This is a genomic window from Arthrobacter sp. A2-55, assembly GCF_025548615.1.
GTDB classification, from domain to species: Bacteria; Actinomycetota; Actinomycetes; order Actinomycetales; family Micrococcaceae; genus Specibacter; species Specibacter silviterrae.
On the sequence record NZ_JAJLOZ010000069.1, the window covers coordinates 1 to 24,192 of the forward strand.

The following is a 24,192-nucleotide window of genomic DNA, read 5'->3' on the forward strand; positions in this document are numbered from 1 at the left end:
GGTGCCTGGCGGCCATGATTCGGTTCTGTTGCCGTCCGCACACATGGGGTGCATGACATCTATTGGAATTGACCTCGCCGACCTTGGCATCAACATTGCAGCCGTCCCTCAGGAGGCCCCGGAGGATGCAGATGCCCCTGCCGGCCGCAACCTTGTCGAGGGTTCAACACTCGCCAAGACCCTGTACAGCATCTGGTCCGGGACGCCGGTCACCGTCGTCAACTCCCCGCCCGGGGCTGGCAAGACCACGCTCGTCACCGAGGTGGTTGCCCGCCTAAAGGACCGGTCCGATTTGAAGATCATCGTCGCTTGCCCGACCCGGCGCGGCGCGGCCGACATTGCCGAACGCATCGGGGCCGAGCTGGGGCCCGACAAGAACGGCAATCCCCAGGTGGTGCTCTCCGTCAGCAACCTGGAGCCCCCGGCCGGCGTGGCCTCCCCCAGCATGTCCGCGGGACGGAACCTGCCGGTCGTGCGCACGATTGCCTCCTGCAAGGCATCGAACCGCCCCTTGTGCGACCTGATGATCATCGACGAGGCCTACCAGGCAACGTTTGCCGACGTGACCTCCGCAGCCGACAATGCCGAACAGCTGCTGCTGGTCGGTGACCCCGGCCAGATTGGGCCCGTGGTGACCACCGACGTCTCCGCCTTCCGCGGCCGCGACGTTGCCCCGCACATGCGGGCCCCCGAGGTGTTTGCCCGGATGGACGGCGCCGACGTGCACGAACTGGGAACCACCTATCGGCTCGGCCAGGAAACTGTGGATGCCATCGCGCCGCTCTACGACTTCGCGTTCCGTTCGTCCCGCCCGGACCGGTTCCTGACGGATGAAAACGGTGACCGGGTCGCCGAAATCACCCCCATCATGCTGCCGGAGGTCGAATCGGCGGACTCCCTGGAAATCCCCCAGCTCATTGCGGAGTACGCGGCAGGGCTGGTCGGCGTGGAACTCGTCGAAACGGACGACGACGGCAACCAGTCCGCACGCCCGCTCAAGGCCGCCGACATTGCCATCGTGGTTGCCCACAACGCTCAGTCCTCCTCGATCACGGCCATCCTGCGATCACTGCGCATTGAAGGGATCTATGTGGGAACGGCCGACAAAGCCCAGGGCGGCCAATGGCACGCGGTAATCGCCCTGGACCCGCTGGTCGGCTACACCACCGCCGGATCCCACCAGCTGGCCCCTGGGCGCCTGTGTGTCATGGCCAGCCGCCACATGAGCCACCTGACGTGGATGTACCAAGACGGGTGGGAGGACGCCCTGACAGACCCCGACATTGACCAGGGCGAGGCACGAGTCGGGCGGACGGTGCGCAGGGCCCTCACCGCCGAATAGCCCCTGAAAGTGGCTCACGGATGCTCGGAACGGATCTTCACATTGGAGGCACAAACCTGGCCGGACATCCTGTGCGACCGGCGGATCCAGTCCCGCATGGCGAACCATCTGTGGGACTGAATAGCCGCAACGTGCGGACGCCTGCATGGGTATCCTTCACTAGACAGGAGAACCTTTTCGAATGACGTCGGAAGTCAGGCGTTACCGACATCGTCCAGATTTATTCGCTGTTGTCCGTCCCATGGTGTGTGGCATCGTCGTTCTCTGACGGCACGACCGATGAGAGGAGAACGCGAGCCATGTACCGCAAGACAGGGAGGGCACTTAGGACGGTCACGACATCGGCGTAGGAATCAGCACCGAATGGCGTTACGTCGAAGTCCATGTGTGAAATGTGATTCCTCAGGTTCTCGCGGAGATCATTCCGGACTTCGGAAAACTTGCGCCCCAAGTAGGGTGCAAAAGACTCACTTTGAAGCACAGAGTCCGAAGGGTGCAGAACCGCGTTAATGTCCTGAGGGATCCGCTCGGACTCGCGATCAGGCGTCTCGCCTTGCGCGCGCAGAGCGGCGTCTTCGATTGTGCGCATTGAAAGCACACCTTCGATGACTTTGTAGAATGACAGTGCTTGGTATAGCGGTTCAGACGAACTCAGTCCTTCTCGGTAGCTGGTCAGCAGTCTGCGTTGCTCCGGCGTCGATGCCCATTGACCAAGGGCGAGTCTTTTGACTGCGCCGATGGCGATCTGCGAAAGCTGCCTCGCCTCAGTGGCGGTTTCGAGGATCTCACGACCGGTAGTGATGAGAGCAACCTGGTGGGTGAATGACAGCTGACTCAAAAAGGGCATCACGACGTCATGCGTTCGGGCCGCAGCGTCTTCGAAGTTTTCAGCACGGCACCGGATCCTGACATAGGAGAGCCGATGTTCGCGATTGACACCGAGTGTCAGTTTCTGTGTTGTCGGGGCGTCTGGGGTCATCTTCAGTTCAACCACAATTTGACTCTTGCCCGCAGGAGCTTCGATCAGACTGTCACCGGTCGACTCAAGGCTTCCGAAGTTGAAATCACTGCTGGCTGCCTGAACCCCTGGCACACCGAGACGATAGACCACGACGTAGTCGCCTATGGACCCCGTCGGGCCGTTGGCCAACTTCGAGCGAGGATCAGATTCAGGAAACGTCGGAACGACCGCGTACTTCATTTCTTGCGTCACTATCGGGCGAGCGGTAATCGCTGGCTGTCCGAGCGGAGCGCTGCTCACGGTCTCGTCCTTCCTCCGTGAGCGTGAGGTCAACGAGCCGCCTGATCGGCTGGTGGTTTTCTTTCTCCTGCTGTTTGCCAAGGGCCCTCCTCCGGTACACAACGGCCGTCTCCAACGCCGTGATAACTCTACGACTCAGGTTCGACGTTTAGAACTGGGGCCGCCCCCTGACGGGCCGTCAAGGTCGGGATGAAAGATTGACCGAAAGCCGGCCCTCTTCTGGAGCATGTGCAGACGATCTCGGAAATCTTTCGAAAGTGCGTGGTTTCGCAGTCGTCACTTACCCGTCTACCCCGCCCGCAAAGATCCCAGTCAATGGGCGCTAGCCGGGACTCTCCGCGTCGCGTGGTCCCCTTAGAGCGTGTTTCCGCTCCATTCAACCTCAGACCCTGCCAACAGCGGGGGCCACCACAGTCTTCGCGATGGCCCCCGCTGCTGGCGAATGGACGCTTCTATCGGGTGGCGTGCTGGCGGCGCCGGACCTCGACGGCAACGACCGGGGCCAGAAGCAGTAGCGCCAGGATGGACTGCCCGTTGAAGACGGTTGTGGTGGCGCCGGTGATGATGCTGGCGGCGATGAGCGTGTACTGGAGGATGCGTGTTTTCATGCCCTCCATGTGTGTGGCGGTCCTGGCAGTTGCCAGAAATTAAGGACGGTTTGAGTTCGCCTGGCTATGCAATCATTCGCTGTTGGAGCGTGTCGAGCAGGAATTCAGCGATTGTCACGGTGCTATTCAGGGCGAGGCGTGCGTGTGCTTCCGTGGCTAGGCTTTCCGACGCGCGGCCATGGCCGGTTCCGATTTCGTTGCGCAGCTCGGCAATGCACAGCACGGTGGTTGTGAGGGTGCGGAGAATCTTCTGCATTGTTTGGCTCGCCTCTGAGCTGCCGGGGACGCTCTCTGCATTGACTTTCAGGCTCTCCCCCACCTTTTTGTAGAGCGAGGGTATGTCGTCCTTGCCCGGGATCTCCACCCCTTGCTGCTTCAAGATCAGCTTGAACAGGCTCTCCAAAAGTTCCTTGGAGGAAGAGATAGCCGATGCGGGGTCTTTGGCCAGGCCGTCCTTGATCCGCTGCAGGTGCTCATGGAGGACGCCGGCATCCGTCAGGATGGGCTGGGCGGCGATCACCTGAGGGACGTCGCCATGAAACGAGGTTCGCGGCTTGACCTTGTAGAAGAATCGGCCGTTGTTTTCACCCTCGGCCATCATCTGATAACCATCCCGGTGAAGCACGGTGTTGTAGAGCTCCACGAGGCCCGCCGCCTCGGCTCCACCACGCGCAAGTGGGTGGACTGTCATCTCCAGGAACTTGATGAATGTCTCGTCGTCACCCCAGAGGAGATTGAATCGCCGGTCGGTGAAGACGTAGCTGGCATCCCAGTCGTCGTTTCGAATCCGGTGTTGATGCACATCCTGGTAAGCGTCCTTGTACCGATTGTCCGTGCTGGGGAGCGCGCGCATGTTGAAGATGTGGGCCAAGAATTCTGCCTCCCCCAGCTCGCCAGCCCACTTGATGGATTGCAACTGGTAAGCATCCATAAGGTGGCGCCTGGTGGGCTCCGTGATCTTGTTGTCTACGGGGCCGTTCGCTTCTGATACTGGGCCCCATCCAAAATTTCCCATGGGATCAATCTAGTGGAGAGCGGACGTAGCTCTGACTGGTTCTCCGTCCCTATGAAGACTTCCGCCCTCCCAGCGAGTACAGTCCCAAATCAACGTCTCGCGCCGTCCAGGTCTGACCGTAATGGAGTGCTGTCGCCTTCAAACCTTCGACAATCCCCATGTACCGCCCGTACCTGCCTCGTGCTGCCGTCAGTTCCAGATCGAGCTCCTTCAGGCCCTTCTGGGCGCGCGTGTCGTAGACGGCCATCCGGTCCGGAGCGGCGGCAAGGAGCAGTGCTGAGGCGAGGGCATCCCCTGACTTGAATCCAGGCAGTGATGAGAGGGCCAGGCGGCCGGCGGCGGCGGCATCCGGTGTGGACAGATCGGGGTCGTTCGCAGCCTCGACGGCGGTGCGGGTCTCGTTCCGCACCTGGTGGTCGGGCAGGTTCATGATGTGGCGGACCCAGCGGGTGTCGGCCCGGAGACGCTTCCAAAACAGCAGGGCCCCGATGTCCGCCTTTCCGATGCTGCCCGAGGTGCCCACCCGTGCCGCGACTTCGAAAAGGACCTCATCATAGGACGGCCCGGCTTCGGTGAAGTAGGCGGTGTGCGCGTTGAGTAGTTTTGCCCACGCTGCGGGGCCGAGCAGGACTGGGGCGGTGTCAGGAGCGGTCATGGCTTCACCATCTCACGACTCGCCCGCCGGGCCGGATAGGCGTCCCGAGTCGTAGCGGTCCAACAGCCTGGCCGGTCTACGCATGTTTCCAGGCAGTAGAGGTTCGAGCTTTTTTGGAGGCAGAGTGTTCATCCTTCCTGCGACGACGGAGGGCAGCCCCGGCGACTTGGTGGTCTCCGCCAGCGACATTGTCTCCGGGAACGCCTGCGCCTTCACGGCCGTCCGCCGGCTGGATGCCCTGCTGGGCCGGATCGAGCCTCCGACACGGCCCAGGGACCAGATGCTGGAGCTGACCGCGGCCCTCGGTGACACCCATGAACAGGCGGTCCTGGACCGCTTGCGCGACGCCCACGACAGCCGCGTCTTCGAGGTGCCAGCCGTCACGGCGTACTCCCGGGACAATCTCCTTGAGGCCCATGCGGCAACCCTGGGCGCCCTGGCCGGGCATGATGAGGTCGTCTACCAGGGCTCCTTCTTTGACGGGACGTTCCACGGGCGAGCCGACTTCCTGGTCCGCCACGGCAACGGCGCATGGACGGTGGCCGATGCCAAGCTGGCCCGCTCCGCCAAGCCCGCGGCCCTGCTGCAGTTGGCCGCCTACGCAGACCAGCTCATCGCCGCCGGTGTCCCAGTGGCCCGCGACGCTGTCCTCTACCTCGGCAACGGGGCGCACACAACCCACCCCGTGGAGACCATCCTGCCCGCCTACCGCGAGGCCCGGTCACGGCTCATCAACCTTTTGGAGGTGCACCGCGCCGAGACGGGGCCCGCACAATGGGGTGACGGGCGATGGCCGGGCTGCCTGGCGCTGACGTGCCCGGATTGCCGGGAACAGATCGAGCAGACGGATGACCTCATGCTGGTGCGGGGCATGAACCGGCCCCGCCGCGCTGCCTTGATGGGCGCCGGCATACCCTCCCTGGGTGCCTTCGCCGCCACCGGACTGCCGGCCGGGGCGGACAAGAAACTGGCCGGTCTCCATCTTCAGGCCGCAATGCAGGCTGGCACGGCCGAGGTTGACGGCAGCCGCAACGGCGTCTCCTACAAGATTGTCCGACCGGAGGCCATCTCGTTGATCCCGGCACCGGACGACGGGGATGTCTTCTTCGATTTTGAGGGCGACCCCAACTGGCGGGACCCGAGGACCGGAGACTGGGGCATTGAGTACCTGTTCGGCCTCCTGGAAAAGGATGCAGACAGCCGCCCGGCTTTTGCCCCCTACGTTGCCCACAGCCGTGCGGAGGAACGGCGGGCCTTCATCGACTTCATGGCCCACATCGCCAACCGGCGCCGGGACCACCCCGGCATGCGCATCTACCACTACGCCCCGTACGAGGCGACCGCCCTGAAACGGCTGGCCGCCCGGCACCGGACCCTGGGACGGGAAGTCCAGGACCTCATCGACGCCCAGGTCCTGTTCGACCTGCTGCCCGTGGTGCGACAAGCGCTCGTGCTGTCGAAGCGGTCCTTCAGCATCAAGGCGCTGGAGCCCCTCTACATGCCGGACCACCGGGAGGGGGTGGCCACCGCCGTCGACTCGCTCGTCCAGTACGCGAAGTACACCACGGCCGTCGGGCGCGGACAGCTGGACGCCGCCCAGGACATCTTTGCCGGCATCCTGGACTACAACGAGTACGACTGCCTGTCGACGCTCAAGTTGCGGGACTGGCTGCTTACCCTGGCAAATCCCGGACAGGGGGCGGCCCAATGAGCTTCGCCCTCGCTACCGTTCTCGCCGGCTCCCTGATGGCAGTGCTATCCCTGCTGTCCCTGGCCCGGGCCGCGAGCCGGGGCATGCCCTTCGTCAGCCAGATCCGGTTCTTCCTGTCCGGAGTGCTGCTGGCACTTCACGTGCCCTCCGTCCACTTCCTGGACGGCCTCATCCTCCCCCACCTGCAAGGCCTCGGGATAGCCGCGCTGGCTGCGGCTGCATCTTTTTGGGCGGCGACGGCCATCGTCGTCAGCGTCCAGCTGATCATCCTGCCCACCAGCCGGGAGCTGTATGCGCCCTACCTGGAGGACCGCTTCGGGCACCCACGGTAGCTGGAAAAACGACAACGAGCCGGGTCTGTCTGGTTTAAATCCTGTAATAAACGGTACAGATCCTATAAAAGTCTTCCATTCTGTAATGTTTGCATCTATGGTCTAAATCACACGCACTTCCGGGCAATCACCTGAAAGCCAGCACAGCTGGCCCGGCAGAGAAAAGAGAAGGACTACCGATGAGAGTTATTGACGTTGCTCCCCCGGCCAGCGGCTTTGCCCTGGTCCTGCACGGCGGGGCGGGGGGCCGGGATTCAGTACTTACCGTTGAGGAGGAGCGGCTATACTCCGCGGGCCTCGCCGGCGCTTACCGGGCAGGGCAGGTTGTTCTGGCCACCGGTGGTTCCGCTTTGGACGCTGTTTGCGCAACCGTGAAGGAACTTGAAAACTGTGTGCTGTTCAACGCCGGCCGCGGTGCAGCACTCACCGCCCGGGGCGAGGCCGAACTGGATGCCTCCGTCATGACCGGCGACGGCAGGGCGGGGGCGGTTGCAGTGACACGGCACGCCAAGAACCCCATTTTCGCCGCCAGAAAGGTTCTGGAGGAAACCGCTCATGTGTTGCTCGTGGCACCGGGCGAGACTCTGCTTTCCGAGTGGGGCCTCGAGATCGAAGAGTCTTCATACTTCGTGACGGACTCTCGCCGGCAGCAGTTGGCAAAAGTCCAGGCAAAGGAGCTCGCGCAGTCCAGGCACGGCACTGTCGGTGCTGTCGCTGTTGACAAGCACGGTCACGTGGCTTCAGCAACCTCCACCGGCGGCATGGTCAACCAGCACGAAGGCCGGGTTGGAGACACCCCAGTGATCGGGGCTGGATCATACGCCCGTGATGGCGTCGTCGCGGTCTCGTGCACCGGCGAAGGCGAGGCCTTCATCCAGGGGGTGGTCGCCCACGACGTATACGCCCGAATGCACTACGCCGGGGCCGCTCTGCCCGATGCGGTTCGGGGAACCATTGAGGCGGAGCTGAACGGGCGGGACGCCGACGGAGGCCTGATCGCAGTCGGCGCGGATGGCCGGGTAGTCGTCGCCTACAACTCATCGGCCATGTTCGCCGCCTACGAAGAATCCGGCGAACTGGTAACCCTGACATGAGGAGGACGCTGTGATCAGGGTCAAGAACGAGATCTTTGCCCGAATGGAGGAAATGGCGCCCTCCGAACGCAAAGTGGCGAGAACACTCCTGGCCGACTACCCCAGCATTGGTCTGGCTAGTGCAAATACCCTGGCCAAGGCGGCCCGGACCAGCGCACCAACAGTCCTCCGTCTGGTGTCACGTTTGGGCATGGACAGCTATGCCGAATTCCAACGGCATTTGCGCGAAGAGATCATGCATGACCTGAACTCCCCCGTGCATCGCGCCGAACGAGTCGTGGAACACGATGGTGAGATGACCGATTTTGGGCGCATCGTTGCCGAACGCAAGGAACTCGTGGACCGACTCCACTCAACAGTGGCTCCTGGGGAGTTTGACCGGGCGGCCAAGCTTCTGGCGGCCGACGCCCGTGCCGTCCTGATCGCCGGGGGCTACTACTCGCGATTTGTCGCCGAAATCCTCGCCCGTCAACTCGACCAGATCATCCCCAACGTGGACTTCCTGGCCGATCCTCTGGGCTACGACATCGGCAAGCTCTACACCGCGCGAAAGAACACAGTCGTGATCCTTTTCGACCTTCGCCGCTACCAGCTGCCTGCCCGGCAGGTGGCAAGGCTGGCCAAAGAGGAGGGTGCATCCCTGATCGTGATCACTGACGAAGGCCTGTCCCCCAGCGCGGATGACGCCGACATCGTACTCACGGTGCCCGTGGGCGGAGTCCCGTTCGACTCTTTCGCACCGCTGATGGCTCTGGTCGAAGCCCTCGTGGAATCGGTCCTCGTCCGGACCGGATCCAAAGGCATCGACCGGATGAAGCTTTGGGAAAACAGATCGCTCATTCAACGCTCAGCCGCGGCAGAAGCACGGCCCAAGAAGGAGTCCTGATGCAACCAACGAAATCCAGCACCAGCCAAGCCCCATTCATCATCCCCACCCCGGACCAACGTCAGGTCCGGACGCCCATGGTCAGCCTGAAAGGTGTGGATAAACATTTCGGCAGTCTCCACGTATTGCGGAACATCGACCTCACCGTCATGTCCGGAGAGGTGATTGTCGTTGTGGGGCCTTCCGGGTCTGGCAAGTCCACGCTTTGCCGGACCATCAACCGGCTTGAGACGATTGACGCCGGCGAAATCTATATCGACGGCCGGGCCCTCCCGGCCGAAGGCCCCGGCCTGGCAGAGCTTCGTTCTGACGTTGGCATGGTATTTCAGTCCTTCAACCTCTTCTGTTAAGTAGCCGTTTTTGAAACCGCCAGTCCACGTAAGTGGAACCGCGCTTCCACGGACCGGGTACCGGCCACCAGCCCTCGCTGATGTCCGGCACCCGTCGCGGCCCGCCCTGTATCGTTGTGATCGGGGCCTGCCGGCTAGTTCCAGTGGTCCCCGGCTTGGCGTTTTCGCATGTTTTCTTCACGCCGCATATCAACCGTTCCAAGTTTGATGTGTCGTGAATTGTTCGCCAGCCGATTCACGATCGAGTCTGCCGCGACTCGGTCGTGAATCATTTGGACCCAATACTCCGGCCCGGTTTGAGACAGGACCATCGTCGGCAGGCGCCGGTCCCGGTCGGCGAGGACCGTGAACAGGTCGTTGGTCGCCCGGGCGTCGATCCCTATGGTTAAGAAGTCGTCCAGGATCAACAGGTCAACGTCCTTAAGCTGGTCAAGCAGGTTTCGGTGGGCGATATGGTCGTCATGGACGCTCACCAGCGCCAACCCCAGGTTGTCCATGCGCCAGTATTTGACGCTGTGCTCGTTGTGGCACGCAGCCACCGCGATTGCGCAGGCCAGGTGGGTCTTGCCCGTACCCGACATCCCGGTGATGACCACGTTCATCTGCTCCCGGCCCCAGTCGTTCTTGGCATACCGGCCCATCTGCACCGCGTTCAGCCCGCCGCGGTCCTGGCGGTAGTCCAGCTCCGCGATCGAGGCATCGGCGAACGGGAGGCCGGCCTGGGTCACCAGGCGCTCGATCCGCGCCGAACGCCGCGACTCGAGCGCGTCGTCGACCGCTTGGCGGAACAGGGTCTCCGGCAGCACCTGCTCGTTGGCTGCGTCGGCCAGGAGCAGCTCGAGGGCCGCGGCGACCTTGGTGATTTTCAGGGCCTTGAACTTCTCGTGGTCCTCGGGGGTGAAGATGGGCATCAGAACCCCTCCTGGTAGTAGTCGGAGCCGCGCACGAACACGTGCTCGGCCAGCTGCGGCATCTCGGAGCGCTCGGGCTTGACGGTGTTTCCCGCGGACCGGGGAACCGGCGGGGCCTGCTGGTCGCTGGTGATGGTGGCCAGCACCCGTTTCAGGGTGGTGTAGGTGGGGATCGCTGCGGTGTTCAGCACCTGCCGGCAGGCCGCCTCCAGGCGGGCCTTGCCCTTCTTGCCCAGCCCGTCGAGGATGTTTTGGCAGTCCAGGTAGCCTTGGGCCTCGATGGCATGCCGGTCCAGGACCTTGGTGATCACCTCGCTCGTGGCCGGCCCGTAGGCCTGGGCCCGGTCCAGGAACCAGGTCCGCGACCACAGGTTGGCGATGTTCTGGTGGGCCGGCGGCACGTGCTCGCCCAGGGTCGAGTACTGGCCCTTGCGCCCGTATTTGCGTGGGTTTTCGCAAACGATTTCCTCCCCGGAAAACAGCGTCACGCTGGTGTCCGTCAACCGGGCCCGGAGGGTCTGTCCGGCCAGCCGGTAGGGTGCCGAATAATTTTGGTAGTCGCAGGTCACATGGTAATTTCGCCCGACCTTGAGTTGTTTCCAGGTCACTTGCGTGAAGCGTTGCCCCGGCAGCCTCCCGAGGCGGGAGGCCTCCTCGGTGGTGAAGATTTCCCGCTTGCTGACCCCGTAGGGGTTCTTGAGGTCGTTGATCTCCTCCACCTGCACCTCGACGGCTTCGTTCAGCTCCTGGATCGTGTGCCACGCCTCATGGCTTAGTCGCCCGATGATCCGGTGGTTGGCGGTGCGCACCGCCCGCTCGATGGCGCCCTTGTCGCGGGGCGATTTCACCCTGGCCGGCACGATGGCGGTGCCGTAATGGGTGGCGAACTGGGAGTAGCGGTCGTTGAGCAGCCGCTGGGGATCCTTGCGCTGGGGCCGGTAGGTGGCGGTCTTGGCATTATCCGGGATCAGGATCTGCGGCACGCCGGAAAAATACTCCAGCGCCCTGACGTGCAGGTCGATCCATGCCGCAAGGTTCATGCTCAGCGAGGCCCTGGCGAACACCATCCCCGAGTACGGCAGCACCGCGGCGAACAGGTACGCCTTGGAGACCTGGCCGGTCAGCGCATCGGTGACCGGCAGCGTTTGCCCCGCCCAGTCGACCTGCATCGTCCTGCCGGGCTCGTGGTGGATCGTGGCCGACAGGTCGTTGGAGGCCACGTGCTGGGCGAACAGGGCGCAGAACTTCGAATACCCGTACTTGCGATGCTCTCCCGCCCGGATGACGTAGCCCTGCCAGGCCTGCTGCAGCGTGAAGTTCCGGTCATGTTTCATGGACCGGTGCACCGCCTCGAAGTCCGGCTGCTCGTACTGCTCGGACTTCCTTGACCGGCCGTCGGGGAACCAGTCGTGCAGTTGCCGGTCGGTGAGTTCCTCGACCTGGGCCGGGGTGGTGATGCCGCGGCCGGCCAGGACCTTGCTCACGGTTGAGATGCTGCGCCGCGAACAGTTCTCGCTCGCCACGATCTCGCTGTAACTGCGGCCCTGCACCAGTAGCCGCATGATGACACGATGATCCGTCATCGTTTCTCCTCGAAGGGTCAAAGCGCAACACCGGGTGTGTTGCAGCTATGCCCAGCGAAACACATCCAAAGACCCGGTTCCCGGTTTGTGGAGCTGCGGTACCACTTGCGTGGACTGGTGGTTTCAAATGCCGCTATTTAACACTCTTCGCCCACCGCACCATTTTGGAGAACCTCACACTGGCTCCAATGAAGGTACGCAAGCTCAAAAGCAAGGACGCCGAGTCCGAAGCGCTGCAGTTGCTGGAACGGGTCGGGATCGGCGCGAAGGCCCACGCCTACCCAGCCGAACTTTCCGGCGGACAGCAGCAAAGGGCGGCGATAGCCAGAGCACTGGCGATGCACCCCAAGGTGATGCTGTTCGATGAACCGACGTCCGCGCTTGACCCAGAAATGGTCAACGAGGTCTTGAACGTCATGACATCACTGGCAGCTGAGGGAATGACGATGGTCGTGGTGACCCACGAAATGGGATTCGCCCGCCGCGCCGCGGACCGTGTCATCTTCATGGACCAGGGCGCGATCGTCGAGACAAACACACCGGATGCGTTCTTCGACAATCCCAAGACAGAGAGGGCACGCGCGTTCCTGGCCTCTGTCCTCTCCCACTGACCGGGACCCCGCCACATTCTTTGTACCCCCACCTGGAAGACAACCGTCCTCCAACAAATCCCCGAAAGGCACCACCATGTTCAACAATGCTGTTGTACGCCGGCGAACGATTATCACCGGAGCCCTACTCTCCACAGCGGGCCTGGCCCTGAGCGCCTGCTCCGGCACCACCGTCAACATTCCTGGCGCGGACGGATCAAGCACCGCCTCTGCAGGCAACGATGCCGTCGTCGGCAGTGCCCCAGTTGCTGCAAGCGACCTGATTGTCTCGGGCTCAACCATGGAGAAAATCAAACAGCGCGGCAAACTCATCGTGGCCACCGCACTGGATGCCCCGCTGGTCTCTCAACAGGATCCTTCGGACCCTCAAAAAGTCAACGGCTTCGACGCTGACCTCGCCAAGATGCTCGCCGTCTACATTACGGGCAAACCGAACGTCGAATGGGTCCCGTCCGCCTCCGAAACCCGTGAGGCCCTCTTGGCCAACGGCACCGTGGACGTGGTCTTCTCGACCTACACGATCACGACCAAGCGTGCGGAGCAGGTCGACTTCGCGGGACCATATTTCATGTCCGGCCTCGCCGTGGCCGTGAAGGCCGACAACAACACCATCAAGGGCATTGACGACCTCGGCGGAAAGAATGTGATCGTCCAAACGGGAACGCCCTCCGTCTCCGAGGTCCCCGCCAAACAGCCAAGCGCGAAGATCATGCCGTTCGCCACAACCCCGCAAGGAGTCCAGGCGCTCACCCAGGGCCGCGGGGATGCCTATGTCCAGGACTACGTCCTGCTGGCCAGCCAGTCGGCCTCCAACAAGGACATCAAGGTCGTCGGGGCTCCTTTCACCGCCGAACCCTACGGCATTGGACTCAAGCACAACGACGCCGCATTTAAAACTTTCGTGAACAACTGGTTGACCGTCATCGAGAAGAAGGGCCTCTGGACCCAGGTCTGGAAGAACACGCTGGGATCCGTCGGGGACTCCCCCGCCCCGACCCCGCCGGCCATCGGGTCGGTACCCGGTTCCTGATCGAGCAATCCAGGCAACAGCGCCAGTGAGAAGACCAAGATGAACATAGCAATCGACAATATCGAGCCTCTCCTGCAAGGGCTGGGACTAACCCTCATCATGACCCTGCTCGCGGGTATCGGGTCCCTGCTCCTGGGAGTGTTCGTCACCGTGGCACGTATCAGTCCGGTGCCGTCCCTGCGGGCAGCAGCTTTTGCCTACGTGCAATTCTTCATAAACGTCCCACTCCTGGCGCTGTTGATCCTGGCGGTCTTCGCACTCCCAGCCGCCGGACTGATACTCCCGGTCGTACCGACCGTGATCATCGTCCTGACAGTCTACGAAGCGGCATACGTGGCAGAAGCCGTCCGAAGCGGCGTCAACACCGTATCGCGCGGCCAGATAGAGGCAGCCCGCGCACTCGGACTGACCCTGACCCAATCCCTCCGCTGGGTGATCGTTCCCCAAGCGTTCCGCTCCGTCATCCAACCCCTGGGCAACATCATGATCGCCCTGGCCATGAATACATCACTCGCAGCAGTCGTCGGCGTTCTTGACCTGACGGCCCACATCAACACCATCAACCTGGTCTACGCCCAACCCGTCCTCTTCTACACCGCCGGCGGCGTCGTGTACATGGCGATCGCCCTGGTCATCGGGCTAGCCACCGGTCGCATCGAACGAAAGTTGGCGATACTCCGATGAGCTTCATCTACGACGTCCCAGGCCCGCGAACGCAACGCAAAATCCGGATCGCGTCCGTGATCAGCGCACTGGCCCTGTTCGCACTGGTCGGCGCCGCGCTTTGGCAGTTCGGCTCCCACGACCAGCTCAACCCCCAGCGCTGGGCACCTTTTACCCAGTGGGTGGTCTGGCAGTACCTGCTCACCGGGTTGCTTGGTACGCTCCAGTCAGCCGGCATCGTCGCCGTCTTCGCCTCGGTCCTCGGGACGTTCCTGGCACTCGGACGCCTGAGCCGCGGCCGCCCCGTACGCTGGCTCTGCACGGCCTACATTGAAGTTGCCAGGACGGTGCCGGTTCTCCTCCTGATCTACCTAATGCTGTTCGGCCTGCCTCAACTTGGCATCAACGTGCCACCGCTCTGGAAAATGGTGATACCGCTAACGTTCGTGACATCGGCTGTCTTCGCCGAAATCGTCCGCGCTGGCATCACCAGCCTGCCGTCCGGACAGGCCGAAGCCGCCCTCAGCCTTGGCCTGCGGCAGTCCCAAACCATGCGCCTTGTCGTCCTGCCCCAGGCCCTGCGAAATATTGCACCCTCACTGTTGACGCAGTTCGTCAGCCTGCTCAAGGACACCACCCTGGGCTATATCGTCGCGTACACCGAACTGCTCTATCGCGGACAGCTACTCACGTCATACATCAACCAGCTGATCCCCACCTACATCGTTGTGGCCTTCATCTACCTTGTCGTCAGCGGCAGTCTCACCGCCCTTGCCTCACGCTTGCAGAAGCGAACAACCGCCAAGTCCACCGTTCTTCCCCTCCTCCCCCCATCGATCCCCGTTCTGGAACGCGCACAAACATGAGCCCGCCACCACCGTTGCCGGGCTTGAGAGCCATCGGAATTTCATAGGGCCCTCCCCACTTCAGGGATGGATGCCGTCCGGTCGGGCAGCACCCATCTGTCGCCCAGCGGGCTGACGGGACTAGCGCCGCTTTCTGGGCGTGTCCGCACACATGGGCAGGGAACGCTGGCGCACACCTTGCACTGGCACCGACCAAGGACTCCCCAACCCATGCCCCTTCACACCACCGCCCGGGCCGCCCAATGAGCCTACCCGGCCTGGACTTCGTTGCCATCGACTTTGAGACGGCCAACGCCAAACGCGCCTCCGTCTGCCAGATCGGCATCGCCAAGATTCGCAACGGCCAGCTCACCCACCAGGCCACCGAATTTGTTCTCCCTCCCCCGGGGTTCCAAAACTTTGCCCACCGGAACATCCAAATCCACGGGATCACCCGGCGCAAGGTGGACGGGGCGCCAAGCTGGGAGGACATCCTCCCCCGGCTGGTTCGATTTACCGGCACCCTGCCGCTCGTCGGCCACAACGTCTCCGTGGAGCGTTCGATCATCCTCCAGGCGTCCGAAGCAGTCGGCATTGAACCACCCGACTTTGAATACCTGTGCACCCAAAAACTGGCCAAGCACTACCTGCCGGACGCGCCCTCCCTCAAGCTGAACAACCTGGTGGAACGACTCGGGCTTCCCGGCTTCACCCACCACGACGCCGGAGAGGACGCCATCGCCGCAGCCCACCTGGCCATCCACTTTGCCGAAACCGCGCAGGTCTCCGACATCCACCGGCTGTGGCCCCAACCCCAGCCAGCCAGGACCCGTTACCGCCGCTGCGGCCGGTGACTGTGCTCCACCGGGAATGGCCGCACACTGTCCAGTTGATGGACACTACAAACCCGACACCAGCCCCAACCCCCGTTGTGACCGTGCCGCCGATTGGGTCCGCGGACGGGGGCAAAATCGACCTGCAGGCAGGGTGGAACGACCTGTGGACGTCCGTCACGACCGGATACCCGGGCATCGGACACACCATGGCGATCATCGGCGTCGGCATCGCTGTGCTCTCCCTGCTCAAATGGTCTTGGAACGCACGGCACGGGCGGGGCCACGGTGCTGCCGCTAGGCCCGTTCTGGGTGGCCTCATCATTGGTGCCATCCTGGCCGCGCCGGCCGTCGTCATCCCGCTGCTGCTCGGCGTGCTCAGTGTCGTTGCCAACATTGTCGTCTCACTGGTGGTCAAGGCATCCGGGGTCTGAGGCCCCATCTACGCATGTTTTTGGGTATGGGACCCAAGCTGCTGCACCGATTTCTGCTCCTCGACCGCCACCTCGCCGTCGAGCTTCACCATCCTGCCCCAAAACAACCCAAAATCCGGCTTCTTGCCCGCCATCACCCGCCGGCGGCTGCTCTCCCCCGGACCGGGGACCCTGGCTTTGACGGGGCCGCCACCCTGCTCGACAGGCCAACCCTGGACGGGGCGATCGAGGCGTTCACGGGGCTAGGCTTCGAGGTGACCATCCGCCGTGCCTAATTTGACCCGTGCCGTCACGGCCGCGTTGAGCACCCTGGGGACCGCCGTCCTCCTGCTGGCCCTCTTCCGTGCACTGAACCTGAACCCGGGCCCACTCACCTTGCAGGTGCAGTTTGCCAGCGAGCACCAGGTCGGCGCCTGGGTCGCGGTTGTCGCTCTTGCTGTGACCGGGGCCTGGCTGTTCGTCCGCAAGCTCACCTCAACGACGGTGCTGACGATCGTGGAACGGAAGGGCCGGCTCAAGGCTGCCGTGACACTGGGCGCCTACACCCTGTTTCTGGCCGCCATCGTCACCGGGGACATCCTGAACGTGGGTGCACTGTCCGCAGCGGCCCTCTACATCGCCTCACTCCTTGGCGAGCCACGGCCACCACGGCGTGAAGAACTTGATGCCGCCCCTGGCGCCACCTAGCCGACACCCTGCGCCTTCCTCCGTGGAGACGTCGACACCTCACGTTCCAGCGCCCGGTAGATGGTGGTACGGCTGACACCGAGCATCTTCCCAATCTCCTCCACCGTCATGTCCTTCTTGGCGTACAGCTCCCGCGCACGGGCAACGTCCTTGGTGCTCAAGATGGCCCGGCGGCCGCCGGTCCTTCCCCGGGCCCGCGCCGCGGCCAGCCCGGCCTGGGTGCGCTCCTGGGTCACCGAGCGTTCGAACTCGGCGAGGGCGGCGAAAATGTGGAAGACCAGCTTGCCGCCCGGCGAATTCGAGTCAATGTACTCCTCCAGCGACCGGAACCCGACGCCGCGCTCATTGAGCTCGCCAACCAGGCTGATGATGTGCTTCATGGACCGGCCCAGGCGGTCCAGCCGCCACACGACCAGCGTGTCCCCGGGACGCAGCTGGTCCTGTAGCTTCTCCAACTCGGGACGCTCAGTCAGCGACCCGGAGGCGTGGTCGGTGAAAACCTTGAAGCAGCCAGCCTTGTACAGGGCGTCCTCCTGCAAGGCAGGATTCTGGTCGGCCGTGCTCACCCTTGCATATCCCAGCAGTTCACCCATATGCCGAATGTAGCAGAACTCATCAATTCTCGAAATGGTGGTCATAGATAGTGTGCATGGGTTTTGCTACAAAACGGGGGTTTCGGGTGCCCTGCAATCACGCGGATTTTGCCGGTCCCAGCGACGAGCTCGATTCTGTTGCGTAGACGATCGTATGTGTGCCGCCCGATTTCCAGGCGCCTCGCAGCTTCAAAACGGTGGCCGGCAAGGTTTTTGACCACACCCTCACCCACTTCCCACGCTGGTTCCGACCAGTCCGCACACATGGGGATCATGACTTCACCAACCCCTGCCACTGTCTCGGCCGCCTATGGCGCCCTGATCGCCCACTCCCCTGCCCTTGCAGACGTCGACCCGCTGCTCGTTAACCGGATCATCGCCGCCGCCCAGGCTGCCGGTTTGATGCCCGAGCGGGAGACCACCCTCGAATGGGCTGTCGAATTCCAGGCCAAAGGCGGGAAACAGATGCTCATGCCCGACGAGCGGGAAGCCCTGGACTTCATCCGCATATGCACAAAGGCAGGCCTGCAGGATCCCGGAAGGCCCGTCCACCGGGAACGAACAAGCTACACAACCCACATCGGCGAGTGGATTGCTGCCCAGGCCGAGGAGGCATCTGCATGAGCACCCCCTACATCTACCGGCTCGCGGAGGGCACCGACCTGTTCGACTTCCTGGAGGACTTCAAGGCCGCCATGAACCCGATCCGGGACCGCCTCGACGCCCGGATGCTCACAGAAAAAGCGATGCGGATCATCGACCAGGCCGCCCTTCGCGGGGAACCATTGGGGTGGGCCAGCCCGTGGGACCAGGCCTGGCGCCGCTACCGGACAGAACAGTCGGAAACAAGCCGGTACCGACGGGAATTTGACCCTAACTCACTGTCAGTCACCATCGGCCGCGACCCCGAAACGCGGCGCCTGCTGGCCCGGCTGGTCATCGACGGCCACCGCGAATACCCCACCGCGTTTGCCGCCATGGACGGCGTCGAACCGTACTGGGATCGCGGTGACCTGCAGTTCGACGAGGACGACAACATCATCCCCAGCGAGCAGGAGCTGGCCTGGGTACGGACCGCCGGCAGGCGCCGCGCGGACGAGTCCATGTTCAGCTACTCACTGCGCACCGAGACCGACAGCCGAATCATGGACTTGGCCGACACCGCGGCCGGGCGGGCTATGATTCTCGCTGAGGCACTGTCCTTCGAGTCCCGGGTCGCCGAGCATGCCCAGCAGTCCGTCATCGACGGGATGCTTGCCGGCCAGCCGATGGACGGCATGGGCCCCTTCATGGCCGCGTACCGGCGAGTCCGAGGTGCCGACCTGTCCACCACCGAAGCGGTCATCAGTGAACGGCTGACACCACTGACCGCTTCCGTGTTGTTCCTGGCGGCACAGAGCCCCGTCAGCGGCCCCATGGATTTCAAGGCATCACTGGCCGAGGCTGTCGCCCACGACATCGCAGTCAACCATCTCAACGAATACAAGAAGGAAGCATGAAGACTGCATCCCATCGCCAGAGCCGTCCCTTGCACCCACTCTCCCAAGTGAGATTGGAGCTCACGGATCCGACGACACGGAAATCCTGGAAGTGGGGCCGGGCCGTGTACCTGAATCGCTCCGTCACCGCAGAGGACTATGAAAAGGCCGTCGTCGAGAACGAACACGACCTGTACATGATGAAGAGGCTCAGCTTCATCGTGACTTCCCTTCTGTTCTTCGCATTCCTCATATGGTCCTCGGTGAACCCGGCACCCTTCACTGCTGACACCAAGATTCTGGGTTTTGTTCTGCTGGCTGGCGGGATCGTCAGCCTTATCGCATGCATCGGAATCCACCTTCACGACCGATCGAATTCCGAGAAGTCTCGGAAAAAGTCACTGGGCTGGTGGAACGCACACCGCCACGAATTTGGCACGGTCATCAAGAAGTCCGGCGACAAAGGCTTCAAGAAGGCGGCGCGTGAGCTGCAGCACTTCGCTGGTCACGCCCAGCACATGCCCATGTCCACCAGTGAGGCTGCCACCGCGGAATCGATCATCCGTCACGGCATCGACATCCTGAACGAATGGGCCCTCTTGGTCAAACCGGTCGGCTTGCCGGCGGACCGCGCCGTGGTGCCCGAGGATCCGGCCAACAAGCGCGTCGATGAAAAGTATCTCCACTTCAAGTCTGAGCGTGAGCGCATCCAGGAAAAGATGGTGACGATCCTGGACGAGGCCCAGGTCCAAATGGCCATCCACGAAGAAAACGAACACCTCGTTGCGGCCTGGCATCCGGAACTGAAAGGCCACCCATGACCAGCACCGCTGCCCACGACTCCTCACCAGAGGCCCGGGAGGCTCCGTCCCCGGATTCTCCGACACCCGAGGAGTCCGTACGCAGCGTTCTGGCACTTGCGGACGCCTGGGAGGCACGCGGTGAACACGACATGGAGTTCTCCAGATCCCTGCCGGAGGATGTCGCCGAGGCGATCCATGACGGCGGAGCTGACATGGTGAACAAGGCTCGCCTGATTCGCATGGCGGTAGCCGGGAAGTTGACGCTGTGAGAGGCCGCAGAGCGAGGACGGAGTGGAGCGTATCGTTCAACTTCACGATGGAGGCGCCTGCCGCCGCTGACGCGGGCTTCGATGTCCTGGAAGCTCTGGGAGGCTTTCACGCCGGTGTCGCCATCGGCAAGACGAGGGGGAGCATCACACTGACCGTCGAGAGGGCGACGACCTTCGAGGCATTGGCCGAGATGCCGGCGATCCTTGAAGTACTTCGCCCCATTGTTGGAACCATAGCGGTCACCGCAATCGAGGTAGTTGCCCGGGAAGAATTCGAAGCGGCTCTGCGCCGTCCGGCCATCCCGGACCTTGTCGGCATCACAGAGATCGCAGAGATGACCGGGGTTTCCCGCCAGCGGGCCAACGCCCTCGTCAAGCAGCCAGGGTTCCCGCCGGCCGTCGTTTCGCTGACTGCCGGTCAGTTCCGCCGGCGCGCTGATGTCAAACGGTGGTTGGAGCAATGGGACCGGCGTCCAGGGCGGCGCCAGCGTTCCTCGATGCCGCACACATGATCCCCATGAGCAACTCTCCGACCTTTGGCCACGTAAACGCCGACGCCCGCAGCTTCCGCGACGGCGCCTTTCGCCCCATCAACACTTCCCACGGAGTCTTCCACCCTGACATCGTCCTGGGTGCGGCGAAGCTCGATGCGACGCTTCCTCCCCTGGGGCCCGGTGAGTTCTTCGAGGTGCTCGAGGAAATCGATAAGACCGAGGGCCTTCGTGGCACACGCGGTGCCGGCAACTTCCTCAACTACCGCGACGCCTACGCAGCGGCCGCCGGCCTCGGCGTCCAGGGCGGCCGGGCCATGATCGTCATCATCTCGCCGGTCGGGACGGAAAACATCACGGCCCTCGACGAGAACGGGCAGGAGGTTGTTGTGGCGACTGTCCCGCAACTCCGCACGGTGCCGATCTTTCACAGGCTGGTGTTCGTCCAGCCCTGGAATGTGGAATCAGGCAAGTAGCCCCTCGCCACACGCCGTGCGGAGCTGAGCTCCCGGTGCCGCACACATGGTGGCCATGACCAATACATTTGAAGAGAACAAGCTCGCCATCGTCCAACGCTTTTCGGACGCGGTGGTCGCGGCCCGCGCTGCAGGGCATGAGAGTTTCACCATCCGTGCTTGGAACCCCCTGTGGCTCAACGCCGGCGGCGGCACCCAGCCAGACCTCGGCTTCTTCTCTGCGGAAGACGTCCTGCTGATTGCCGCCCACTACGGTGTCGACGGCCTGAACGTCAAAGAGGGGGCCTCGGCAGAACGTGAAGACGCTGAGGCCCGGTACTCCTTTCGGATCAATGACGGATGCCTGAGCGTGAAAGTGTCCATCAAAGACGTCGATGATTGGGTCTCAGCAAAGGCCAAACAACTCCCCTCCAAACAGCCGAAGACTGTCCAAATCATCCTCGAACTCATTGAAACGGCCCGTGCGGCAAAATTTGGAACATTGGTTCTCTCACGCCACATGGGGAAAGACGATGTTGAATCCCATGAGGCGCGCGGGGTGATCTTCCGTCAGTTCCTGGCTTCAGACCTCCAGATTTGGAGTGACTATTTCGATTCAAAACGATCGACACCTCAGCTAGCCGGGGTGAGAAGCGAGCTGGATGAGGACGTCAATGGCCCGCGTGTCCTGATTCGCCTGTCGCCGCGAGACCCATCTCTCACCGAGAACGCAGCCGCTCCCGTTGGCAACGAGGTGTCCACCAGCCTGAACAACCATGCCGATTTGCGAGCCCTGGGCCTCGGCGATCCCGATTACTGCGCTTTGCTGCCGAAGCAACGGAGCACAGTAGACGCCCAGGGCCTGGTCTTGTTCCTGCCATACACCGGCATCACGGTAGTGCCCTACCAGATGGGCCACGATGGGGGCTGGTACGCGGTTGTCACCGAGGACAGTGAGCACTACCAGCGCGGCGGCTACCCTTTGTGGATCCCCCGCAGCCAGATCGAAACGGGCATCGAGCGCCGTCTCGCCCCCGTCGACCGCACCATCCTGGAAGGAAACTAGCTTGGCCATCAGCATCAAGGACCTCGACACCTCCACGGCCGTCATCGCCGGAGACTGGCACGGACACGAGACGTTCTCCACGGCCATGATTCACCGGATTGCCGACCGCGGGCACAAGGTCATCATCCATGTCGGGGACCTCGGACTGCTGTGGCCCGTCGAAGGCCCGGACAACCCGCGGCACCGCTTCCAAGACCGGTTCACGGCGAACCTGGTGAAGGCTGTTGAGGAGCGGGGCCTCACCTTCATTTTCATTGACGGCAACCACGACAACCACACAGCGTTCCGTGCCCTGCCGCTCAACGAGGAGGGGTTCGGCGTCGTCTCCGACCAGGTTCTCTACGCACCCCGTGGCCTTCGGTGGACGCTGGGCGGCAAACGCTTCGGAGCACTGGGCGGCGCCTTCTCCATCGACCGTGCCTGGCGCCGGCTCGGAGAGTCCTGGTGGCTTGAGGAAACCACCACCCGCGCCGACGTAGAACGCCTCGGCCGCGATCCGCTGGATGTGCTGATCACCCACGAAGTGCCGGCCGGCATCGACGTGAAGAAGGTATTCGAGCTGCCGGAGAACCTGGAACGGGAGGCCTCGGCAAACCGGCTCCTCGTCCTTGACGGCGTCCGCAACACGAACCCGGACCTCGTCTTTTCAGGGCACTGGCACCAGCGCCTGTCCCAGCGTCTCCCCCATCACGGTGCCAGCGTGCATGTGCTGGACCGTGAAGGCTCGGAACGGAATCTGGCCACCTTGGACCTGGAAACGATGACCGTGACCGACGGGATCGTGGACCTGGCGGTCATAGCATGAGCCGGCGCCGCTACGACCCGTTGAGCTGCAGCGTCATAGCCACTTCCGGAAAGGCAGGGTATCTCTGTGCCGCATGAGAGCCGCGACCACGGCCTCGAGCACCCAGGGTGCGCCGGGTTCGCTCCCTGGTCACGTAGCTGTAAGCGGTGGAAAATCCCGGAGCTGCTGCGCCGTGCAGCTGCCGAGGTTGTCGCGATGAAACCCGAGGAGCGCGCATGGTTCATCGGCCACATGCGCGAATACCGGGACCACTACCGGTTGCGTTCCGGACGCCGCTCTGCATTCATCGAGGCTGTCGAGTGGTATCGGATGGACGACTTCGACTCCAGGGTCTTTGCGGCCCGAAGTCTCAGCAAGTTCTCCAAACACACTCTCACCGAGGTCGACATCGCCCATGAGGCGGCCCTGGCATGGAACCTGCACCGCCAACAACTCGCCCTCGCGGTCCAGTTCGCATACGGCCAGGTCAAGTAACCACCCGGCGTGGATCGGCCGCACACATGTCATTGACCGGACCGCCGGCACTCCTGAAAGGAAACACCATGACCGAGACACCCAGCGTGAAGAACCACCGGGCCCTGCGAATCGCCCGCTCCCTGCTCGACTCAGAGGGCTGCGACCCGGAATCCCTAAGCATCCACGAAGCTGTCAGCGACTACGCTGCCGAGAACGGGCTCACCGAGGCGGCATCCGACAAGCTGGCCGAGCAGGTGTGCAAGTTGCTTGCCACCGCCGTCACCACCTATGAGTTCGACCTCCGCATCTTGGGTTAAGCAGTTGGTCGACACGGTATTTGTCATTTTGAATGGCTATGCCGTCGCTTGGCTTGGCGGGTTGCCCACTTCTCCGGTCATCCGCACACATGGTTTGCATGAGCATCCTACCGAGCACTTACATCCTCAGGCAGCCAGTCCAACACCGGGTCACATTGATCGAAGGTGGTGTCGAGATCAGCTACATCGGACGAACCTACGACAACTACTACCCGGACGGCCTCCTCACCCGTTACGTCAGTCCTGAGAGCCACGATCGGGAGTCCTTTCCCATCGTCGGCTGTTACCTGATCGAGGAACTGGCATAGGATGGCACCGGAATCTGCAACTGGGAAATCCTGCCCGAGAAGGATTTCCGCCTCCAATTCGAGGAGTACAGCGATCCAGCACGGGATGATGGTGTCCGTGTCGTGGGGGCCGAATCCGTGATCGCATGTTCTTCTCATGTCGAGCTGGTACGAGCAGAAATCCTGGATAGGGGAAGGGCGAAATGCGCTCCCCAGTGTGAGTTAGTATCTCGTCCCTCCGGTTCGAACGACGAATGGACGGTCCAGCCGTGAACGTCATGGTCCCTCTGCCCAAGATGCGCACCATAGGTGGCGAAACCA

At 62.8% G+C, this 24,192-nt stretch carries 30 protein-coding genes and 2 pseudogenes; 25 read left to right on the forward strand and 7 right to left on the reverse strand.

Annotated elements, in window-relative coordinates:
* Positions 1–52: 52 nt before the first annotated feature.
* Positions 53–1,342, forward strand: coding sequence for an AAA family ATPase (locus tag LPN03_RS16510; protein ID WP_262455130.1), 1,290 nt, complete (start codon positions 53–55; stop codon positions 1,340–1,342).
* Positions 1,343–1,562: 220 nt separating this feature from the next.
* Here the strand turns inward: LPN03_RS16510 and mauJ are convergent, their stop codons facing one another.
* The 4 genes from mauJ to LPN03_RS16530 all read right to left on the reverse strand — a co-directional run bounded on the left by mauJ (position 1,563) and on the right by LPN03_RS16530 (position 4,881).
* Positions 1,563–2,603 carry a methylamine utilization protein MauJ gene (mauJ, locus tag LPN03_RS16515; RefSeq protein ID WP_262455131.1) on the reverse strand — a complete coding sequence of 347 codons (1,041 nt, stop codon included), beginning with the start codon at positions 2,601–2,603 and terminating at the stop codon, positions 1,563–1,565.
* 452 nt (positions 2,604–3,055) lie between these two features.
* Entirely contained in the window at positions 3,056–3,211 is a 156-nt protein-coding gene (locus LPN03_RS16520; RefSeq protein ID WP_262455132.1) for a hypothetical protein, read from the reverse strand.
* Between the two features lie 64 nt (positions 3,212–3,275).
* Complete coding sequence (locus LPN03_RS16525) at positions 3,276–4,226, reverse strand: abortive infection family protein (RefSeq protein WP_262455133.1); 951 nt, start codon at positions 4,224–4,226, stop codon at positions 3,276–3,278.
* Between the two features lie 49 nt (positions 4,227–4,275).
* Entirely contained in the window at positions 4,276–4,881 is a 606-nt protein-coding gene (locus tag LPN03_RS16530; protein ID WP_262455134.1) for a hypothetical protein, read from the reverse strand.
* Between the two features lie 124 nt (positions 4,882–5,005).
* Here LPN03_RS16530 and LPN03_RS16535 point away from each other — a divergent pair, with 124 nt between their 5' ends.
* From LPN03_RS16535 to LPN03_RS16555, 5 genes and pseudogenes are all read left to right on the forward strand, one after another.
* Positions 5,006–6,592, forward strand: coding sequence for a TM0106 family RecB-like putative nuclease (locus tag LPN03_RS16535; protein WP_262455135.1), 1,587 nt, complete (start codon positions 5,006–5,008; stop codon positions 6,590–6,592).
* Positions 6,589–6,924: a hypothetical protein gene (locus tag LPN03_RS16540; RefSeq protein WP_262455136.1), complete on the forward strand. Its 336-nt coding sequence runs from the start codon at positions 6,589–6,591 to the stop codon at positions 6,922–6,924. Before LPN03_RS16535 ends, LPN03_RS16540 begins: the two co-directional genes overlap by 4 nt.
* A gap of 179 nt (positions 6,925–7,103) precedes the next feature.
* Positions 7,104–8,018, forward strand: coding sequence for an isoaspartyl peptidase/L-asparaginase family protein (locus LPN03_RS16545; protein WP_262455137.1), 915 nt, complete (start codon positions 7,104–7,106; stop codon positions 8,016–8,018).
* A gap of 10 nt (positions 8,019–8,028) precedes the next feature.
* A complete protein-coding gene (locus LPN03_RS16550; RefSeq protein WP_262455138.1) occupies positions 8,029–8,904 on the forward strand; it encodes a MurR/RpiR family transcriptional regulator in 876 nt (291 codons plus the stop codon).
* Positions 8,905–8,981: 77 nt separating this feature from the next.
* Positions 8,982–9,248, forward strand: a pseudogene (locus tag LPN03_RS16555) (ATP-binding cassette domain-containing protein); the annotation flags it as partial.
* A gap of 140 nt (positions 9,249–9,388) precedes the next feature.
* On the opposite strand, the gene LPN03_RS16560 reads toward LPN03_RS16555, so the two are convergent.
* Both LPN03_RS16560 and istA read right to left on the reverse strand, forming a co-directional pair.
* Entirely contained in the window at positions 9,389–10,165 is a 777-nt protein-coding gene (locus LPN03_RS16560) for an ATP-binding protein (protein ID WP_205678445.1), read from the reverse strand.
* On the reverse strand, positions 10,165–11,748 hold the full coding sequence (gene istA, locus LPN03_RS16565; protein WP_262455139.1) for an IS21 family transposase: 1,584 nt from the start codon (positions 11,746–11,748) through the stop codon (positions 10,165–10,167). The genes LPN03_RS16560 and istA overlap by 1 nt, the downstream gene beginning before the upstream one ends.
* 140 nt (positions 11,749–11,888) lie before the next feature.
* Between istA and LPN03_RS16570 the strand changes: the two are divergent.
* The 8 genes and pseudogenes from LPN03_RS16570 to LPN03_RS16605 form a co-directional block, all read left to right on the forward strand.
* Positions 11,889–12,359 (forward strand): annotated as a pseudogene (locus LPN03_RS16570) (amino acid ABC transporter ATP-binding protein); the annotation flags it as partial.
* A 76-nt stretch (positions 12,360–12,435) separates the two neighbouring features.
* The gene (locus tag LPN03_RS16575) at positions 12,436–13,389 is read left to right on the forward strand and encodes a glutamate ABC transporter substrate-binding protein (RefSeq protein ID WP_262455140.1); all 954 of its coding nucleotides are present in this window, start codon (positions 12,436–12,438) and stop codon (positions 13,387–13,389) included.
* 39 nt (positions 13,390–13,428) lie between these two features.
* The gene (locus LPN03_RS16580) at positions 13,429–14,073 is read left to right on the forward strand and encodes an amino acid ABC transporter permease (RefSeq protein WP_262455141.1); all 645 of its coding nucleotides are present in this window, start codon (positions 13,429–13,431) and stop codon (positions 14,071–14,073) included.
* A complete protein-coding gene (locus LPN03_RS16585) occupies positions 14,070–14,918 on the forward strand; it encodes an amino acid ABC transporter permease (RefSeq protein ID WP_262455142.1) in 849 nt (282 codons plus the stop codon). The genes LPN03_RS16580 and LPN03_RS16585 overlap by 4 nt, the downstream gene beginning before the upstream one ends.
* Positions 14,919–15,160: 242 nt before the next feature.
* Positions 15,161–15,751, forward strand: coding sequence for a 3'-5' exonuclease (locus tag LPN03_RS16590; protein WP_262455143.1), 591 nt, complete (start codon positions 15,161–15,163; stop codon positions 15,749–15,751).
* A gap of 38 nt (positions 15,752–15,789) precedes the next feature.
* Entirely contained in the window at positions 15,790–16,164 is a 375-nt protein-coding gene (locus tag LPN03_RS16595) for a hypothetical protein (RefSeq protein WP_262455144.1), read from the forward strand.
* A gap of 14 nt (positions 16,165–16,178) precedes the next feature.
* A complete protein-coding gene (locus LPN03_RS16600) occupies positions 16,179–16,439 on the forward strand; it encodes a hypothetical protein (RefSeq protein ID WP_262455145.1) in 261 nt (86 codons plus the stop codon).
* A complete protein-coding gene (locus LPN03_RS16605) occupies positions 16,432–16,851 on the forward strand; it encodes a hypothetical protein (protein ID WP_262455146.1) in 420 nt (139 codons plus the stop codon). Before LPN03_RS16600 ends, LPN03_RS16605 begins: the two co-directional genes overlap by 8 nt.
* On the opposite strand, the gene LPN03_RS16610 is transcribed toward LPN03_RS16605, so the two are convergent.
* On the reverse strand, positions 16,848–17,444 hold the full coding sequence (locus LPN03_RS16610) for a recombinase family protein (protein WP_262455147.1): 597 nt from the start codon (positions 17,442–17,444) through the stop codon (positions 16,848–16,850). The two genes, LPN03_RS16605 and LPN03_RS16610, sit on opposite strands and share 4 nt — an antisense overlap.
* 273 nt (positions 17,445–17,717) lie before the next feature.
* On the opposite strand from LPN03_RS16610, the gene LPN03_RS16615 reads away from it, so the two are divergent.
* The 11 genes from LPN03_RS16615 (at position 17,718) to LPN03_RS16665 (ending at position 23,892) form a co-directional block, all read left to right on the forward strand.
* Complete coding sequence (locus tag LPN03_RS16615) at positions 17,718–18,068, forward strand: hypothetical protein (protein ID WP_262455148.1); 351 nt, start codon at positions 17,718–17,720, stop codon at positions 18,066–18,068.
* The gene (locus LPN03_RS16620) at positions 18,065–18,943 is read left to right on the forward strand and encodes a hypothetical protein (protein WP_262455149.1); all 879 of its coding nucleotides are present in this window, start codon (positions 18,065–18,067) and stop codon (positions 18,941–18,943) included. The genes LPN03_RS16615 and LPN03_RS16620 overlap by 4 nt, the downstream gene beginning before the upstream one ends.
* A gap of 47 nt (positions 18,944–18,990) precedes the next feature.
* The gene (locus LPN03_RS16625) at positions 18,991–19,743 is read left to right on the forward strand and encodes a hypothetical protein (RefSeq protein ID WP_262455150.1); all 753 of its coding nucleotides are present in this window, start codon (positions 18,991–18,993) and stop codon (positions 19,741–19,743) included.
* Positions 19,740–19,994 carry a hypothetical protein gene (locus LPN03_RS16630; RefSeq protein ID WP_262455151.1) on the forward strand — a complete coding sequence of 85 codons (255 nt, stop codon included), beginning with the start codon at positions 19,740–19,742 and terminating at the stop codon, positions 19,992–19,994. Before LPN03_RS16625 ends, LPN03_RS16630 begins: the two co-directional genes overlap by 4 nt.
* 47 nt (positions 19,995–20,041) lie before the next feature.
* Positions 20,042–20,506 carry a helix-turn-helix transcriptional regulator gene (locus LPN03_RS16635; protein ID WP_262455152.1) on the forward strand — a complete coding sequence of 155 codons (465 nt, stop codon included), beginning with the start codon at positions 20,042–20,044 and terminating at the stop codon, positions 20,504–20,506.
* A gap of 5 nt (positions 20,507–20,511) precedes the next feature.
* Positions 20,512–20,961 (forward strand): hypothetical protein, encoded by a 450-nt coding sequence (locus LPN03_RS16640; protein ID WP_262455153.1) that lies wholly within the window; start codon positions 20,512–20,514, stop codon positions 20,959–20,961.
* Positions 20,962–21,016: 55 nt separating this feature from the next.
* Positions 21,017–22,006 (forward strand): hypothetical protein, encoded by a 990-nt coding sequence (locus tag LPN03_RS16645; RefSeq protein WP_262455154.1) that lies wholly within the window; start codon positions 21,017–21,019, stop codon positions 22,004–22,006.
* A 1-nt stretch (position 22,007) separates the two neighbouring features.
* Positions 22,008–22,811: a metallophosphoesterase gene (locus LPN03_RS16650; protein WP_262455155.1), complete on the forward strand. Its 804-nt coding sequence runs from the start codon at positions 22,008–22,010 to the stop codon at positions 22,809–22,811.
* 195 nt (positions 22,812–23,006) lie between these two features.
* Positions 23,007–23,285 carry a hypothetical protein gene (locus tag LPN03_RS16655; protein ID WP_262455156.1) on the forward strand — a complete coding sequence of 93 codons (279 nt, stop codon included), beginning with the start codon at positions 23,007–23,009 and terminating at the stop codon, positions 23,283–23,285.
* Between the two features lie 68 nt (positions 23,286–23,353).
* The gene (locus LPN03_RS16660; RefSeq protein ID WP_262455157.1) at positions 23,354–23,584 is read left to right on the forward strand and encodes a hypothetical protein; all 231 of its coding nucleotides are present in this window, start codon (positions 23,354–23,356) and stop codon (positions 23,582–23,584) included.
* 98 nt (positions 23,585–23,682) lie between these two features.
* Positions 23,683–23,892 (forward strand): hypothetical protein, encoded by a 210-nt coding sequence (locus LPN03_RS16665; protein WP_262455158.1) that lies wholly within the window; start codon positions 23,683–23,685, stop codon positions 23,890–23,892.
* Positions 23,893–24,192: the final 300 nt, after the last annotated feature.

Excerpts from the sequence above, each read along its gene's own strand:
- LPN03_RS16510 (WP_262455130.1), top strand. The coding sequence starts at position 53 with ATGACATCTATTGGAATTGACCTCGCCGACCTTGGCATCAACATTGCA.
- LPN03_RS16520 (WP_262455132.1), bottom strand. The coding sequence starts at position 3,211 with ATGAAAACACGCATCCTCCAGTACACGCTCATCGCCGCCAGCATCATC.
- LPN03_RS16525 (WP_262455133.1), bottom strand. The coding sequence starts at position 4,226 with ATGGGAAATTTTGGATGGGGCCCAGTATCAGAAGCGAACGGCCCCGTA.
- LPN03_RS16530 (WP_262455134.1), bottom strand. The coding sequence starts at position 4,881 with ATGACCGCTCCTGACACCGCCCCAGTCCTGCTCGGCCCCGCAGCGTGG.
- LPN03_RS16540 (WP_262455136.1), top strand. The coding sequence starts at position 6,589 with ATGAGCTTCGCCCTCGCTACCGTTCTCGCCGGCTCCCTGATGGCAGTG.
- LPN03_RS16545 (WP_262455137.1), top strand. The coding sequence starts at position 7,104 with ATGAGAGTTATTGACGTTGCTCCCCCGGCCAGCGGCTTTGCCCTGGTC.
- LPN03_RS16560 (WP_205678445.1), bottom strand. The coding sequence starts at position 10,165 with ATGCCCATCTTCACCCCCGAGGACCACGAGAAGTTCAAGGCCCTGAAA.
- istA (WP_262455139.1), bottom strand. The coding sequence starts at position 11,748 with ATGACGGATCATCGTGTCATCATGCGGCTACTGGTGCAGGGCCGCAGT.
- LPN03_RS16575 (WP_262455140.1), top strand. The coding sequence starts at position 12,436 with ATGTTCAACAATGCTGTTGTACGCCGGCGAACGATTATCACCGGAGCC.
- LPN03_RS16580 (WP_262455141.1), top strand. The coding sequence starts at position 13,429 with ATGAACATAGCAATCGACAATATCGAGCCTCTCCTGCAAGGGCTGGGA.
- LPN03_RS16585 (WP_262455142.1), top strand. The coding sequence starts at position 14,070 with ATGAGCTTCATCTACGACGTCCCAGGCCCGCGAACGCAACGCAAAATC.
- LPN03_RS16590 (WP_262455143.1), top strand. The coding sequence starts at position 15,161 with ATGAGCCTACCCGGCCTGGACTTCGTTGCCATCGACTTTGAGACGGCC.
- LPN03_RS16595 (WP_262455144.1), top strand. The coding sequence starts at position 15,790 with ATGGACACTACAAACCCGACACCAGCCCCAACCCCCGTTGTGACCGTG.
- LPN03_RS16600 (WP_262455145.1), top strand. The coding sequence starts at position 16,179 with ATGTTTTTGGGTATGGGACCCAAGCTGCTGCACCGATTTCTGCTCCTC.
- LPN03_RS16610 (WP_262455147.1), bottom strand. The coding sequence starts at position 17,444 with ATGGGTGAACTGCTGGGATATGCAAGGGTGAGCACGGCCGACCAGAAT.
- LPN03_RS16615 (WP_262455148.1), top strand. The coding sequence starts at position 17,718 with ATGACTTCACCAACCCCTGCCACTGTCTCGGCCGCCTATGGCGCCCTG.
- LPN03_RS16620 (WP_262455149.1), top strand. The coding sequence starts at position 18,065 with ATGAGCACCCCCTACATCTACCGGCTCGCGGAGGGCACCGACCTGTTC.
- LPN03_RS16630 (WP_262455151.1), top strand. The coding sequence starts at position 19,740 with ATGACCAGCACCGCTGCCCACGACTCCTCACCAGAGGCCCGGGAGGCT.
- LPN03_RS16635 (WP_262455152.1), top strand. The coding sequence starts at position 20,042 with ATGGAGGCGCCTGCCGCCGCTGACGCGGGCTTCGATGTCCTGGAAGCT.
- LPN03_RS16640 (WP_262455153.1), top strand. The coding sequence starts at position 20,512 with ATGAGCAACTCTCCGACCTTTGGCCACGTAAACGCCGACGCCCGCAGC.
- LPN03_RS16645 (WP_262455154.1), top strand. The coding sequence starts at position 21,017 with ATGACCAATACATTTGAAGAGAACAAGCTCGCCATCGTCCAACGCTTT.
- LPN03_RS16655 (WP_262455156.1), top strand. The coding sequence starts at position 23,007 with ATGAAACCCGAGGAGCGCGCATGGTTCATCGGCCACATGCGCGAATAC.
- LPN03_RS16660 (WP_262455157.1), top strand. The coding sequence starts at position 23,354 with ATGACCGAGACACCCAGCGTGAAGAACCACCGGGCCCTGCGAATCGCC.
- LPN03_RS16665 (WP_262455158.1), top strand. The coding sequence starts at position 23,683 with ATGAGCATCCTACCGAGCACTTACATCCTCAGGCAGCCAGTCCAACAC.